Annotated in this window: 13 protein-coding genes, 1 tRNA gene, 2 other RNA genes and 1 pseudogene; 5 read left to right on the plus strand and 12 right to left on the minus strand. The window is 40.5% G+C overall.

What is annotated here, in order from left to right; all coding sequences use genetic code 11:
* Window positions 1–62: 62 nt before the first annotated feature.
* Window positions 63–1313 carry a glutamate-5-semialdehyde dehydrogenase gene (locus G576_RS0102145; protein ID WP_027973174.1) on the minus strand — a complete coding sequence of 417 codons (1251 nt, stop codon included), beginning with the start codon at window positions 1311–1313 and terminating at the stop codon, window positions 63–65.
* 7 nt (window positions 1314–1320) lie between these two features.
* Entirely contained in the window at window positions 1321–2121 is an 801-nt protein-coding gene (gene proB, locus G576_RS0102150; protein ID WP_027973175.1) for a glutamate 5-kinase, read from the minus strand.
* A 267-nt stretch (window positions 2122–2388) separates the two neighbouring features.
* Here proB and ssrS point away from each other — a divergent pair.
* Both ssrS and G576_RS0102155 read left to right on the plus strand, forming a co-directional pair.
* A non-coding RNA gene (gene ssrS / locus G576_RS13140) (6S RNA) lies at window positions 2389–2581 on the plus strand.
* Window positions 2582–2654 (plus strand) — tRNA-Lys (locus G576_RS0102155). It abuts the RNA gene before it with no gap.
* Between the two features lie 82 nt (window positions 2655–2736).
* Here the strand turns inward: G576_RS0102155 and G576_RS12130 are convergent.
* The 3 genes and pseudogenes from G576_RS12130 to G576_RS0102170 form a co-directional block, all read right to left on the minus strand.
* The gene (locus G576_RS12130; RefSeq protein WP_342664545.1) at window positions 2737–2955 is read right to left on the minus strand and encodes a GNAT family protein; all 219 of its coding nucleotides are present in this window, start codon (window positions 2953–2955) and stop codon (window positions 2737–2739) included.
* 14 nt (window positions 2956–2969) lie between these two features.
* Window positions 2970–3095, minus strand: a pseudogene (locus G576_RS13145) (aminoglycoside 6-adenylyltransferase); the annotation flags it as partial.
* Window positions 3096–3163: 68 nt separating this feature from the next.
* The gene (locus tag G576_RS0102170; protein ID WP_245563002.1) at window positions 3164–3571 is read right to left on the minus strand and encodes a GNAT family N-acetyltransferase; all 408 of its coding nucleotides are present in this window, start codon (window positions 3569–3571) and stop codon (window positions 3164–3166) included.
* 706 nt (window positions 3572–4277) lie between these two features.
* Here G576_RS0102170 and G576_RS0102175 point away from each other — a divergent pair.
* Window positions 4278–4715, plus strand: a complete 438-nt coding sequence (locus G576_RS0102175) for a GNAT family N-acetyltransferase (RefSeq protein ID WP_027973177.1) — start codon at window positions 4278–4280, stop codon at window positions 4713–4715.
* A 97-nt stretch (window positions 4716–4812) separates the two neighbouring features.
* Here G576_RS0102175 and uvrA read toward each other — a convergent pair whose 3' ends face one another.
* Window positions 4813–7635 (minus strand): excinuclease ABC subunit UvrA, encoded by a 2823-nt coding sequence (uvrA, locus tag G576_RS0102180; RefSeq protein WP_027973178.1) that lies wholly within the window; start codon window positions 7633–7635, stop codon window positions 4813–4815.
* A 331-nt stretch (window positions 7636–7966) separates the two neighbouring features.
* On the opposite strand from uvrA, the gene G576_RS0102185 reads away from it, so the two are divergent.
* Complete coding sequence (locus G576_RS0102185; RefSeq protein WP_027973179.1) at window positions 7967–8911, plus strand: magnesium transporter CorA family protein; 945 nt, start codon at window positions 7967–7969, stop codon at window positions 8909–8911.
* Window positions 8912–8957: 46 nt separating this feature from the next.
* Window positions 8958–9611, plus strand: a complete 654-nt coding sequence (locus G576_RS0102190; protein WP_027973180.1) for a DUF1129 domain-containing protein — start codon at window positions 8958–8960, stop codon at window positions 9609–9611.
* A 50-nt stretch (window positions 9612–9661) separates the two neighbouring features.
* Here G576_RS0102190 and ffs read toward each other — a convergent pair.
* The 6 genes from ffs to araA form a co-directional block, all read right to left on the minus strand.
* Window positions 9662–9747: signal recognition particle sRNA small type (gene ffs / locus G576_RS13150), an RNA gene on the minus strand.
* 96 nt (window positions 9748–9843) lie between these two features.
* The gene (locus G576_RS14065) at window positions 9844–10467 is read right to left on the minus strand and encodes a beta-L-arabinofuranosidase domain-containing protein (RefSeq protein ID WP_027973181.1); all 624 of its coding nucleotides are present in this window, start codon (window positions 10465–10467) and stop codon (window positions 9844–9846) included.
* Complete coding sequence (locus G576_RS14070; protein ID WP_342664546.1) at window positions 10440–11123, minus strand: beta-L-arabinofuranosidase domain-containing protein; 684 nt, start codon at window positions 11121–11123, stop codon at window positions 10440–10442. Before G576_RS14070 ends, G576_RS14065 begins: the two co-directional genes overlap by 28 nt.
* Before the next feature lie 36 nt (window positions 11124–11159).
* Window positions 11160–11300: a hypothetical protein gene (locus tag G576_RS14075; RefSeq protein ID WP_342664544.1), complete on the minus strand. Its 141-nt coding sequence runs from the start codon at window positions 11298–11300 to the stop codon at window positions 11160–11162.
* A gap of 128 nt (window positions 11301–11428) precedes the next feature.
* Window positions 11429–13816, minus strand: coding sequence for a phosphoketolase family protein (locus tag G576_RS0102210; protein WP_281168615.1), 2388 nt, complete (start codon window positions 13814–13816; stop codon window positions 11429–11431).
* A gap of 86 nt (window positions 13817–13902) precedes the next feature.
* Complete coding sequence (gene araA / locus G576_RS0102215; protein WP_027973184.1) at window positions 13903–15327, minus strand: L-arabinose isomerase; 1425 nt, start codon at window positions 15325–15327, stop codon at window positions 13903–13905.
* Window positions 15328–15331 lie beyond the last annotated feature (4 nt).

Consider the following 15331-nt stretch of genomic DNA (forward strand, 5'->3'; position numbering starts at 1 on the left):
TCACTTTCTAAATTTTCCTTTAAATGTCTTTCCTGATAGCATTGATTGACACAAACTACTACTTATTCTCTAATTTGCCCCTGACCATTGATGTAAAATTTTGTAGAGGTCAAAGCCTCGAGTCCCATTGGTCCACGAGCGTGCATTTTTTGAGTAGAAATGCCAATTTCAGCTCCAAGTCCAAAGACAAAACCGTCAGTAAAACGAGTCGAAGCATTAACATAAACTGCTGCTGCATCTATCTGATCTTGGAATCTTTCTGCCGCTACAATATCTCTTGTTACAATAGCCTCTGAGTGATGGCTAGTATAAGTATTGATCCAGTCAATGGCCTCTTCAAGCGAAGCTACCACTTTGACTGACATAATGTAGTCTAAAAATTCAGTCGCATAGTCTTCTTCACTTGCAGGCACAGCAGTTTTGAAAATGGCTAGCGCAGCATCATCAGCACGGAATTCTATTGGCTGAGTTCGATTGGCGCTTTCTTCCAAAAGTGGCAAAAAGCGCTCTGCTACGTTTTTATGAACAACTAAAGATTCGGCCGCATTACAAACGCTTGGGCGCTGGGTTTTGGCATTAAGGACTATCTTGACCGCCATATCTAAATCGGCCAATTCATCCACATAAATGTGGCAATTTCCGACACCCGTCTCGATGACTGGCACCTTGGACTTTGCCTTAACCGTCTGAATAAGGCGGGCCCCACCACGTGGAATGAGGAGATCAACATAATCTACCGCCTGCATCAGTTCTTCTGCAACGGCGTGAGAGGTATCCTCCACCAACTGAACCACGTCTGGATTGATGTTTTTCTCCGCCAAAAGCTGACGAATAACACCAACCAGAGCTTTGTTTGAGTTAAGAGCATCACGTCCGCCACGTAGAATGATGGCATTGTTGGTCTTAAAAGCCAATGAGAAAGCATCAACTGAGACATTTGGACGGCTCTCAAAAATCATGGCAATAACGCCTAGAGGTACGCGTTTTTGAACAATTTTCAATCCATCCAGATTGGTGTAGCCACGAACAACTTGACCGATTGGGTCAGAAAGGTCTGCTACTTGGCGAACACCCTCAGCAATTCCCTCAATGCGATCCGCCGTCAATCTCAAGCGATCCATCATAATGTCAGAAATGCCATGTTCTTTTGCGACAACAATATCTTTTTCATTTTCAGCTAAGATAACTGGCGCCTTTTCAACCAAGGCCTTGGCCACAGCTAATAGAACTGTGTTTTTCTCCGCAGTTGACAAATTTGCTAAATCGCGTGCCGCTTCCTTGGCATTTTTTCCTAGAATGTCAATATAAGTCATACTTACCTCATTTCTGGCTAAAAAGAGTTCCCAAATTTTCTCCATTTAACACACGCAGAATATCACGTGGATTGGCTCCGTTCATCAGTACCATCTGACCTTTGCTGTCAAAGATGATTTGCGCTGATTGAATTTTCGACAACATCCCTCCCGTGCCAAATTTTGAACCAGCACCACCTGCCGACCCTAAAATTTCTTGGGTGATTTCAGGCACATGGCTGCGCAGTTTGGCATCATCGTAGATGGTCGGATTTTTATCAAACAGCCCATCAATATCAGACAACATAATCAATAGGTCTGCCTTAGTAATCTTCGTAACGATAGCAGATAAGCGATCATTATCACCAAACTTGGTTTGGTGATCCATTTCATCAATAGAAACCGCATCATTTTCGTTAACGATAGGGACAATCCCCATACCCAGCAAACTTTCAAAAGCGTTGGTTACATTTTCCAAGCTCTCTGGAAATTCAACGACATCACGGGTCAAGAGAATTTGACTGACATTGGTCTGATAATGAGCAAAAATTTGCGAATAAAGACTCATCATTGCCACCTGACCTACACTTGATACTGCCTGCTGCTCTGCCATCTTACTAGGTCGCTTAGTAAGCCCCAAGACATCTAAACCAAAGCCCATGGCACCAGAGGACACTAAGACCACCTCTAATCCCTTATTCATCAGGCTAGAGATGACAAAGGCCAGTTGGTCAATTTTTTCAAGGTTTATCTTTCCATTTGGCAACACCAGTGAACTGGTCCCAATTTTAATCACAAGTCTTTTGACATTTTTAAAATCTCTTTTCATAGTTAAGATTATACACTAAAAACCGCGACAAAGCACGGTTTTCTTTCGACTAATCGTTGGACGCTTCTCGGCTTGATTCTGTCATTGCCAGCTATCAGCATCTACTGAATCACTATACTTGGTCACTTCCTTGACAAACTCTATAGTATAGGTGCAAAGCTAATCACCCAAATCAGTCACCTCGACAGGCTTGTAACAAGCGGTTGCAAAAAGTTAAAAAATACCCTTGAATTTTTTTGAGAAAGTGGTATCATAAGGGTACAGAAATAATTGCTGTGGCATACGAATTCACATCAATGTGTTGACCGACTATTTTTTGTATTTTTCGGGAAACAAAAGTCTTACTCCAGTATGTAGGCCGTTTCACGCGGAAACAACTAAGGAGGAGCGAGTTGCCCACCTGCTTTATTGCGCGGGTTCAATACAAAACGTGAATCACCGGTGCCAATACAGCTTTCATGCCTCCTTAGCTCAGTTGGTAGAGCAGTGGACTCTTAATCCATGGGTCACAGGTTCGAGCCCTGTAGGGGGTATCATACTATACATAAAAAAGCCTTTATTTAAAGGATTTTTTGCTTGTCTAAGGTTGTTTTGTCCCATCATTTGCCCCCGAAATTATTTATTATATTTTTTGATGTCAAATTGAAAATCTGAAATTTTCTGACGTTCAATTACTTCAAAATTTTCTTTTTGAAAATCTTTACGAATAGTAATTGAGTTTAGACAATCAAAGCCTAACTCTCTATATAATTTCATTGCTTTCAAACTTCTTGAAGCCACTTCTAGATACAAAGATTCCGAATATTGTTTTACTTTATTTTCTAGTATATTAATGACTTGTGTTCCTAGTCCTCTATTTTGAAATTCGGTACATCTGGGTTAGCCCGAGATCCATTCAATAGTACAGCTTCGATTCTTTTATCTCGATTTGCTATGTTTAAAACCAAATTATATATTTCTTGCTCATCCCTCATAATGACTATCTCCTACTTTACTTAATATCACCTCTTATTTTAAACCAGTTACATAATTTTGTGCTGTCTTATTTCATATACGCAACACAATCATATTTACCTACTTGATTAAGTCCATTCTTCTCATAAAACTTTTTTGTTATTTGATTATCTTCAGTTAATAAAATAATCTGTCTTATGTCTTCATACTCATCTAAAATTGTTGTAATAAAATGACTTCCTATTCCTCTTCCTTGATAAGCTTTCAAAACAAGAATATCTTGAATATAAATAATTGTACTACCATCTCCAATAACTCGTGCTAATCCTACTAACAGATCTCCATCCCAAGCAGTCCATACTTTTAAAGAGTTTTTCAATGCAAGTTCTAACTGATTTGGATTGGAAGTATACGCAGTCCATGAAACATCATTGTATAGGTTGAGAAGACTATCCAAACTTGGCATTACTTGCTCTCTAATTAAAATATGTTCCACTTTTATCCTCCTCAAAAGTCTATAGCTTTATAAATTATTAAAACATTATCAGATTAAAAAGTTCTCATCGCTAAGAATATCCTCTAGATCGTTTTCATTTCGGAATTTTTCCCATTTCAAGAACTGTTTTATTCCATTGTATCCTTCCAGTATTCTTTTTTCAAGCTTGACAATACACTTTAATAATATTTGATATAGCACATCATATTAATACATTATCGTTAAATTGTAGGACATCTGTCATAGGACGTAATTTAATTCGAAAATATGGTTATAGGATCCCAAATAATTCATTACTACTGTCAAAAAGAAAACGGTCACCCTTTGGTCACCATTTTCTTTTAACAGATAATATAATAAAGGACAAATTTTTATTGCTCTTACTGATAAAATTAGTTTTGATGATGATGAAGTTATAAAAATAATAAATGATAATGAAGTATTGTTTCTATCTCGAAACGGCAATGAGTTATTTGGAGAAAGTTGGAAAGAAAATTAAGTCTGGGAGTTAAGTTCCTTGTCCCCTTTTTGTCCCACATTATTTTTCTAACAATAATTTTTCAAAAATTTAGCAAAACAAAAAGCCTTTAAAATCAGCATTCTTGACTATTTTTAACACAAAAAATTGTAGGAAATCGTTGTAGGGGGTAGATAATGTGGAAAAAGCCTTCGACAGAAGGTTTTTTCTTGTTGATGGAGTTCTTTTATGAAGATTATTGACTATCAAGCGAAATATCGTGACGACTTGATTTTTATGATATTAGAAGCCAAGGATGCGCTAGGACGAATTCCTAGTATCAATCCCGATTTGCTGAATATTGAGGTAACCTATCTGGAAAAAGGCGATAAATTCTGGATCGCTCTGGATGAACGAGATAGGGTTATCGGATCGGTTGCCTATTCTTATATACCACAGTCGTCTCAGGTAATTCTGCACAGGCTCTTTGTCAAAGCTAACCTTAAACGACAAGGCATTGGTGGTCAATTACTAACTTTTGCTGAAGATTATTTGAGAGAAATAGGAAAAACTATCGTCCATGTCCATCTGGGACAACCCAAGAAAGACTGGATAGCTTCCTATTCCTTTTATCCCAAACACGGCTATCTTTTTTATGATGACACCCATTTAAGGAAGACTTTATAGGAACATGATAAAATTCCCTCTCATTTGAACCGTGTTCCCCAAGTTAGACAGAAAAAATCTAACTTGGGGAGCAGTTCATTTTGAGAAGGAATTTTTTTTATAATTTCATTTTCAAGTATTGGCCCGTGTAGCTTTCAGAAACTTTTGCGACTTCTTCTGGAGTGCCGGTAGCAATGATAGTTCCGCCACCGACACCTCCTTCTGGACCAAGGTCAATGATATGGTCTGCCGTCTTAATGACATCCAAATTATGCTCGATGACAAGAACTGTATTTCCTTCGTTGACAAAGCGTTCCAAGACTTTAAGAAGCCGAGCAATATCATCCGTATGCAGTCCCGTCGTTGGTTCATCCAAAATGTAGAAAGATTTACCGGTTGAACGTTTGTGGAGTTCACTAGCCAATTTCATGCGCTGAGCCTCTCCACCTGAAAGCGTCGTTGCCGGTTGCCCCAAAGTGACGTAACCAAGCCCCACATCCTTAATCGTTTGAACTTTGCGAGCAATCTTTGGAATAGCTGCAAAGAAGTCCACCGCGTCATCAACCGTCATGTCCAGAATTTCAGCAATATTCTTGTCCTTATAACGGACTTCCAAGGTTTCTGAATTGTAGCGCGTACCATGGCAAACCTCACAGGGAACATAAACGTCAGGTAAGAAGTGCATTTCAATCTTGATAATGCCGTCTCCCGAACAAGCTTCACAGCGTCCGCCTTTGACATTGAAAGAGAAACGACCTTTTTTGTAACCACGGATTTTGGCCTCATTGGTTTGGGCAAATAAATCACGAATGTCGTCAAAAACACCGGTGTAGGTCGCAGGATTTGACCGCGGTGTCCGTCCGATTGGACTCTGGTCAATGTCAATCAAGCGCTCGATATGTTCAATTCCTTCAACAGACTTATACTTCCCTGGTTTGTCGGAATTGCGATTGATTTTTTGAGCAATGACTTTCTTCAAAATACCGTTTACCAAGGTTGATTTTCCTGAACCGGAAACCCCCGTCACAGCTACAAATTTACCCAGCGGAAACTTAACATCTATATTTTTCAAATTATTTTCGCTGGCACCTTTGATTTCAATAAAGCGCCCATTCCCACCTCGACGCTCAAGGGGAACTGGAATGGTTTTCTTGCCCGATAAGTATTGACCTGTAATTGATTTTTTATTTTTAGCTACTTGTTCCGGTGTTCCAGAAGCAATAACCTCACCACCAAATTGACCTGCACCTGGTCCAATATCAATCAGCCAATCAGCCTGCATCATGGTGTCTTCATCATGCTCAACGACAATCAAGGTATTTCCTAAATCACGCATTTTTTTAAGACTGGAAATGAGACGGTCATTATCTCGCTGATGAAGTCCAATAGATGGCTCGTCTAAGACATAAAGGACACCACTCAAATTAGAACCAATTTGCGTTGCCAAACGAATCCGCTGACTCTCTCCTCCAGATAAGGTTCCCGCCGTACGAGATAAAGTCAAGTAGTTAAGCCCCACATTATTGAGGAAGGTCAGGCGATCAGTCACTTCTTTGAGAATCGGCCCAGCAATCTGCTTATCATTTCCTTCCAATTTGAGATTTTTTACAATAGATAGGTGATCTTCAATAGACAAGTCAGAAACTTCTGCGATGTTTAGTCCCTTTTCCCCGCCAACACGTACCGAAAGGGCGGCCTCGTTGAGTCGGTGACCGTGACAGGTTTGACATTTGAGCTCGTTCATATAAGCTCGCATGACATTTCGGGTGTAGTCACTGCTTGTCTCGTGATAACGTCGATTGATGTTCGTGATCACTCCTTCAAAGACAATATCGATGTCTCGAATTCCCCCAAAGTCATTTTCATAGTGAAAGTGAAATTCACGCTCACCCGAACCATAGAGGACCAGTTCTCGATCCTCTTCAGATAAGTCTTCCCACGGGGTATCCATATCCACCCCAAATTGTGTCATGGCCTGCTCCAACATCATCGGATAATAATTAGATGAGATAGGATTCCAAGGCTCAATCGCTCCTTGGCGCAGCGTTTTTTCAGGGAAAGGAATCACCAAATCAAGATCGACTTCTAGCTTCATGCCAAGACCATCACAGGTCGGACAAGAACCAAAGGGCGCATTGAATGAGAAAAGGCGAGGCTCAAGTTCAGGTACCGTGAAGCCACAAACAGGACAGGAATAATGTTCTGAATACAAGAGCTCGTTTCCGTCCATGGTATCGATGACCAAGTAGCCGTCCGCCAACCGCAGGGCAGACTCAATCGAATCAAAGAGACGAGAACGAATACCCTCCTTATTGACCAAACGGTCAACAACAACCTCAATATTGTGCATCTGACTTTTAGATAGTTCAGGAACTTCAGTCACGTCATAAATGTCACCATCCACGCGCACACGCACATAGCCATCTTTTTGAATCTTTTCAAAAATCGTTTTGTGTTGCCCTTTTTTGCGACGAACAATAGGTGCCAAAACCTGCATCCGAGTCCGTTCAGGCAACTCCAAAACCTCATCCACAATTTGTTCTACCGAGGAAGCAGCGATGGCTCCATGCCCATTGATACAGTAAGGAATACCAACACGAGCGTAAAGCAGGCGCAAATAATCATTAATTTCTGTTGCTGTTCCAACCGTCGAGCGCGGATTTTTACTAGTCGTTTTTTGGTCAATGGAAATGGCAGGGCTGAGACCATCAATAGAATCCACATCTGGTTTTTCCATATTTCCCAAAAACTGACGAGCATAAGCCGATAAGGATTCCACATACCGGCGTTGCCCTTCCGCATAAATCGTATCAAAAGCCAGAGAAGATTTCCCCGAACCCGATAAACCCGTCACCACAACTAGCTTATCACGCGGAATCTCCACATCAATATTCTTTAAATTATGGGCACGAGCCCCATGAATAACTAACTTATCTTGCATATCTAAGATACCGAGCCCGTAAAATACAATGTGAACATAGAAACTTCAAACAGGTTGCCTATACCCGTTCAGTTATCCTTTTCACACAAGCTTTAGGGCAGGGTTCATTCCTTTCTAAAAAACAAGGAAGACTTTAACAGTCTAGAGAGTTTTAATTGTCCTCAAAGAAAGAGGTAAACCATATTCAACCCTCTCTTTGTATCAAGCCTTGAAGCATCGTCTATCTTTCCATTATAACAAATTTCCCAAAAGAGTTCCCACAAAAGACTTATTTTATAGTATAATAAACTGTATGCCCACTGGGCCAAATCTATCCAAAGGAGGGGTCTTGATGAAACAAATATTTTTGTCAACGATGAACGAATTCAAAGAAATTGACACATTTGAGCCGGGTGCTTGGATCAATTTGGTCAATCCTTCCCAGGAAGATTCGGTAAGAATTGCAGAACGCTTCAATATCGACATCACCGACTTGCGAGCACCACTCGATGCGGAAGAAAGCTCCCGTATTTCCGTGGAAGATAACTACACCCTGATTATCGTAGACGTACCAATGCAGGAAGAACGCAACGGTCGCAACTATTACGTGACCATCCCTCTTGGTATCATCGTAGCGCCAGATGCAGTCATCACTACTTGCTTAGAGGATATTCCCCTTTTTGATCATTTCAAAAATCGGCGGGTGCGGAACTTCTATACCTATATGAAAACACGATTTGTCTTTCAGCTACTGTATCGAAATGCTGAAATCTTTCTAACAGCCCTGCGTTCCATTGACAGGCAGTCTGATAAAATCGAAGCTGAACTTGAAAAAGCAACAAAAAATGAAGAACTGATTGACATGATGGAATTGGAGAAGTCTATCATTTATCTGAAAGCTTCTCTGAAAATCAATGAACGAATCGTCAAAAAATTAACCGGGAATGCCTCCAGCTTGAAAAAATATGCTGAAGATGAAGACCTGCTTGAAGATACTCTCATCGAGACCCAACAGGCCATCGAGATGGCTAGCATTTACGAAAACGTCCTCAATGTCATGACCGAAACCTCTGCTTCCATCATCGGTAATAATCAGAACACCATCATGAAGACGCTGGCCTTGATGACCATGGCCCTAGACATTCCAACCGTTATCTTCTCAGCTTACGGAATGAACTTTAAGGACAATACCATGCCACTTAACGGACTCCCTAATGCCTTTTGGATTATTGCTTCCATCGCTGCTCTAGGCTCATCCTGCGTGGTTATTTACTTCTTCAGAAAAAAATGGTTCTAACCCATTAGTTTAGTTATTACTCTCCCATCTCTTTAGAAAGGTTCTTATGCAACTAGAAAACTTAACCAAAAAAAATCAAGAATTTATAAAAATTGCTACCCATCAGCTGATTCAAGACGGAAAATCTGATGCCGAGATAAAAACCATCCTAGAAGACGTCTTGCCACAAATTGAAGAAAATCAGAAAAAAGGCATCCCTGCTCGTACTCTCTTGGGTGCTCCTACTGTCTGGGCTGCCTCTTTCACCCCAAAAGCAGGGCAGGAGAAAGCTGCTAAGGCTACAAAAAATACCAACCCCTGGCTCATGTGGCTGGACACAACCCTTCTCTTCCTCGGGGCATTCTCTTTGTTAAATGCTGTTTTACAATCTTTCAATAAATCAGCAACTGGCTACGGCATTTTGACCCTCCTCATCCTGACAATGACTGGTGGAGCAGCCATGTATGCCATTTACTACTTCATCTACCGCCATATTGCTGCAGGAAATCGACCTCACTGGGCCAAAAGTATGGGCATTCTCTTTGGGGTGACAACCCTTTGGCTAGTAATTTTTACACTAGCAAGTGTTTTTATCCCAGCTAGCATTAATCCTATCCTATCCATTCCTGCACTCGCTATCATTGGTGCCCTAGCTTTTGGAGCTCGTTATTATTTACAGAAAAAATACAATGTTGCTAATGCCCTTAACATTGAAAATTAGAAAAAGAAGAAGATGCGTTCACATGGACACATCTTCTTTTCATTTTATCAAAATAAAAAGAGCACACAATCGACCTCGCTTAGGGCTGCTGGATTCCTCCCCTGACCCACTTCACGCACGACTGTTGCTCCATAGAGTATTATAGCACATTTTGAAGCTTTTGCAAGTTTTCTTGCTCATTCACAGGACAAACGTATGAAGAAAATCATTTATTGAAAAAGTTTTGAAAATATCAAAAGTCTATTTTTTCTGGCCCATGATAGGAAATATCAACTCTATTTTCGAACGGGAATCCCGTTTTTTGTTCGATAGTATAGTCTTCTCCTAATAATCGACTTGCCATAAAAAGATTAACAAATATTCTATTATCATCTTCTAGATAAACATAGCGTCCTATCGATGCAACTGTCCTGGTAAAATTAGGTGGACAGCAAGCACATCCTAGCCAGTCTGGTCTTTGAGTTTTGACATGACCTTTCCCTGGATTATGATGGCAAGAATCAACATCAACCTCTAAAGGATCCACATAGAAGAATTGTTTCCCATTTAGCGAGGCTCCCGATAAAATCCCGTTATAAATTAAGCGGTCAATAACATCTAGATATTCAGCTTTTGGAGACTGTTGGAATAATTCATAAGCAAAATTTAACAGTGCAATTGCCGCACAAGTTTCACAATACATTGTATCATTTGGCAAATCATAAGCACCTATAAAAGCCTCTCCAAAAACTGTTGAGCCTACGCCACCAGTTATATACATTTTACGATTAACAATATCATCCCAAATAGCTAAGCAGGCTTGGTAAAGCTCATTATCAAAGTCTCGATTCACAATTTTCGCCATTCCAGTAGCCATATAAGCAACCTAACAGCATGCCCCACTGCTTTTGTTTGATATTTTGGCTGTGTAAAAGCCTGTAAATAAGTCAAATCTACACGAGAACTGTCCGTAGAGAGACCTAATTTAAGATTGGATTCAATTTCTTTCTGATAAAACTCTGGATCTTCACCACGCACATTAATAAAAAATTGACTTAACCTAAGGTAAGCATTATCACCTGTGTAATCATATAATTTAACCAGTGCTAACTCAATTTCTTGATGACCGTCTGCACCTTGAATTTTTCCATTTTCATAACCAAAGTGATCTTCAATATGCTTCACAAAGCGTTTGGCAATATCTAACAGCTTAGATTTTCCAGTTCCCTTATCGTAAGCTATCCCAGCCTCTATTAGATGCCCTGCACAATACAATTCATGACTAAAATACAGCTGACGATATTTTAGCTGTGGAAATTTCAACTGAAAATAAGTGTTAAGATAACCATCTTTTTCTTGAGCTTTCTCGATAATAGCAATAACATCATCAGCCTGAGCTTCTAGCTGAGAATCTTCTGTGTTCTGGAGCAATAGCCCTACCGACTCCAGCCATTTATAGACATCGCTATCTTGAAAAAACCATCCAAAATGTTCTCCTTGTGATATTCCTGCTGCTATTTTGAAGTTTTCAATGGCATGACTCTTTCCAAATGGTAACGTTTCATCTTTTCATTCGGCTTGGACATCCACATCAATAGCATCCTTTAATACACTTAATTGATACGGGATGGTTTCCTGTTTAATGAGCTCTAAATAGTTTTTCCAGAATTCAGATTCAACGGTTACATTTTTTAACAGAACCTCTCTCATCACATTTTCTCCTTAATGATTGTCAGAAAATGCTAGTATAAAGAAAGATGAGACTCGATAATATTAACGACTAACATTCGCCTCTCTTTATTAGATTATAAACTCATTCGCCTAGTAGCACTAACTCACTAGTTACCGATATTCTCCCACTTCCAATCACGGACTTCTGGGATATCATCTCCGTTTTCACGGATATATGCGGTATGGTAAGCAACTTTGTCATCCATTTTTTGGGCAAAGGCTGACGCCTTGTCTCCTAGTACAGCTTGTGCCGCCTCTTTAGCAATATGGAAGCGGTCCATCTCTGACATTACACGCATGTCAAATGGGGTTGTGATATCACCATTTTCACGGTATCCATGGATATAAACGTTATGGTTGGCACGGTCAAAGAAGAGGTCACGAATCATGCCTTCATAGCCGTGGAATCCAAAGATAACTGGTTTATCAGTCGTGAAGAGTTTGTTAAAGACTTCATCTGACAAGCCTCGTGGATCCACTTTTGGTGAACGCAGTTTCAGAATATCAACCACATTGATAAAGCGAATCTTAAGTTTTGGGAAGGCTTTATGAAGGATAGAAATACCTGCCAAAACTTCCAAGTTTGGTTCTGTTCCTGCTGCCACAAAGACAACATCTGGCTCTTCATCTGGTGAGACATTTGATGCCCAGTCAATGACTTTATAGCCTTCACGAACTAATTCTTCTGCTTCTGCGACTGAGTAGAACTGTGGTCGCGGATGCTTAGAAGTGACAATCACATTAACCTTATCTTCGTCTGCGAGAGCTTTTTCCATAACCGCAAAAAGTGAATTACTATCTGCTGGTAAGTATTCACGGATGTACTCCGGTGTCTTCTCTGCTAAGTGAGTCAAAAGGCCTGGATCTTGGTGAGTGTAACCATTATGGTCTTGTTGGAAGACCGTCGAAGTCGCAATCAAGTTGAGGGCTGGGTAATTCTTACGCCAGTTGGTGTGTGTCTTAGACTTACGTATCCATTTGAAATGTTGCGTAATCATTGAATCAACGACACGTAGGAAGGATTCATATGACGCAAAGAAGCCATGGCGACCTGTCAAGATATAGCCTTCTAAGAAACCTTCTGCTTGGTGTTCTGAAAGCTGTGAATCAATAACGCGCCCCACTGGTGAAATCCACTCATCGTAAGATTCATCACGACGACCAAGCCATTGACGATTAGTCACTTTAAAGACATTATTGAGACGATTTGATTTGGTTTCATCTGGGCCAAAGATACGGAAGTTATCTGGGTTAGCTTCTACTAGGTCAGCCACATAATTACCAAATTCAATCATGTCTTGTTTCATGACAGCCCCTGGAGTTGAGGTATCGATGGCATGTTTACGCCAGTCCGCTAAGTCAAGTTTTTTCACAACACCCGCATTAGTAATTGGGTTCATGGACATACGACGATCACCTTTTGGTGAAATAGCACGAATCTCTTCTTTCACATAACCTTTTTCATCAAATAATTCCTCTGGCCGATAAGAATTAAGCCAACCAGTCAAATGGTTAATGTGTTCCATATGACCAGCTTCTACTGGAATTGGAACTTGGTGAGCGCGGAAACCACCTTCAATTGGTTCGTCATTCCATTCTTTTGGCCCTGTCCAACCTTTTGGAATACGGACAATCAATACTGGCCAAGCTGGTTGACTAGCTTCTTCTGCTGGGTGCTTGCGAGCTTCTGTTTGAATGGCTTTGATTTCTTCAATCACCTTATCAAGGGTCTCTGCCATTTGAACATGAACAAGATCTGGATTTGTTCCTTCGACAAAATAAGGTTTCCAACCAAAACCATTAAAGAGTTGTGTTAATTCTTCATCCGTCTTACGAGCCATAATGGTTGGATTGTGGATTTTACCACCATTGAGGTAAAGAATTGGTAGAACAGCACCATCATTTACTGGGTTGATAAAGGTATTTGAGAACCAACCAGCAGCCAACGGGCCAGTTTCAGCTTCCCCGTCACCAATAACAGTTGCTGCAATGACATCTGGGTTATCTAAGATTGCGCCTGTCGCGTGAGAAAGAGCGTATCCAAGTTCACCACCTTCATGGATAGAGCCTGGTGTTTCAGGTGCGGCATGAGAGGCAATACCGCCTGGGAAAGAGAATATTTTACAAAGTTGTTTCAATCCTTCTTCATCTTGAGTGATTTGTGGGTAACGCTCGGTGTAAGAACCATCAATGTATGAGTTTGACACCATAACCTGACCACCGTGTCCTGGTCCCTCGATATAGAACATATCAAGGTCATATTTATTGATGACACGATTAAGGTGTGCATAGATAAAGTTTTGTCCTGAGATTGTTCCCCAGTGTCCGATGGGGTGTACTTTAACGTCCTCTGCTGTAACTTCACGACGAAGTAGGGGATTGTCTTTCATATACATCTGTGCTACTGAGATGTAGTTGGCTGCACGCCACCATGCATCAACTTTTGAAAGGTATTCTGTTGAATTAAAATCTGTCATGTTTGTCTTCCTTTTTATTTTTTGTGAGTTTTATCACGTGTTTTTCTAAAGAAATTGGCTGAAGCTTCAGCCAATTTTGCTATTGTTAACAAACCTACGTTCCTTTACTTAATCAACACATATTCTAGACCGACTAATTTTGCCCAGGCAATGATTTGATCTGATGTTAAATTAAGTGAGACAACTGTATGGTGGCCTCCACCAGCTTCAATCCATGCTTTGACTCCATCTTGGAAGTTGGGCATCACTTCCCATAGGACGCGTGCTACTGGTAAGTTTGGAGCAGGCTCCGTTGGTTCAAATGCTTTTACTTCATTAATCAATAATTTATAATGCGTTCCAAAATCTGCCATTGACACAACGACACCGTCACCAGCTTTACCATCGAAAACGAGACGTGCTGGGTCTGCTTTACCACCAATTCCTAGTGGAGATACGACAATTTTAGGTTTATTAACAGCTAAGGATGGATCAACTTCAAGCATATGTGATTGAAGCGCAGCCTCTTTACCAAGAGCCAACTCATAAGTGTAATCTTCCATAAATCCTGTATTTTGATTATGAGACATGACTTTCATAAAACGATCAAGAGCCGCTGTTTTCCAGTCACCTTCACCTGCAAATCCATATCCTTGCGCCATCAAACGTTGAGTCGCTAAACCAGGTAATTGTTCCATACCGTGTAAATCTTCAAAGTTATCAGAGAATGCAGTGTAACCCCCCGCATCCAAGAAGCGTTTTAGAGCAATTTCATAACGTGCTTGTACTTTCACGTGGTGTTCCCAAGTGTCAACATCATAGTTGCCGTAATCAAAGTCATAAAGTTCCTTGTATTCAGTAAAAAGCCCTTCCACTTCTTCATCGGTCACTTGATTAATCACTTCAACTAAATCACCAATGCCAAAGTAATCTACAGTCCAACCAAACTGGATTTGTGCTTCTACCTTATCCCCTTCAGTCACACCGACATTACGCATGTTATCTCCAAAGCGGGCAACTTTGATTTCAAAACCAGCATTGTAAGCAACTGCAACATCCATCCATTGACCAATTTGTTTTTGGACTGGTTCATTTTTCCAGTAGCCGACAACAACCTTGTTATTTTTCTTAAGACGAGCATTGATGAAGCCATATTCACGGTCACCATGAGCTGCCTGATTCAAATTCATAAAGTCCATATCAATGGTTGCCCATGGAATAGATTCATTATATTGCGTTGCTAAGTGCAAGAGTGGTTTTTGGAGCAATTTTGTCCCACGAATCCACATTTTTGCAGGTGAGAAAGTGTGCATCCAAGTCACAACACCCGCAACTTCATCACGATAGTTAATTTCTTTCATCAATTTTGTGATAGTATCAGCTGATACAGCCAATTCTTCTTGGAAAACAAGTGGGTATGGCAAGTTACCGCTGGCATTTAACATTGCAACCATTTCACGCGCATGCTTTTTAACTTCTTCAAGAGCCTCTTCACCATACAAATGTTGTGACCCTACAACAAACCAAAATTCTTTTTTTGCTTCTAGCATAATA

The sequence above is a fragment of the Streptococcus porci DSM 23759 genome, from assembly GCF_000423765.1.
Classification (GTDB): domain Bacteria; phylum Bacillota; class Bacilli; order Lactobacillales; family Streptococcaceae; genus Streptococcus; species Streptococcus porci.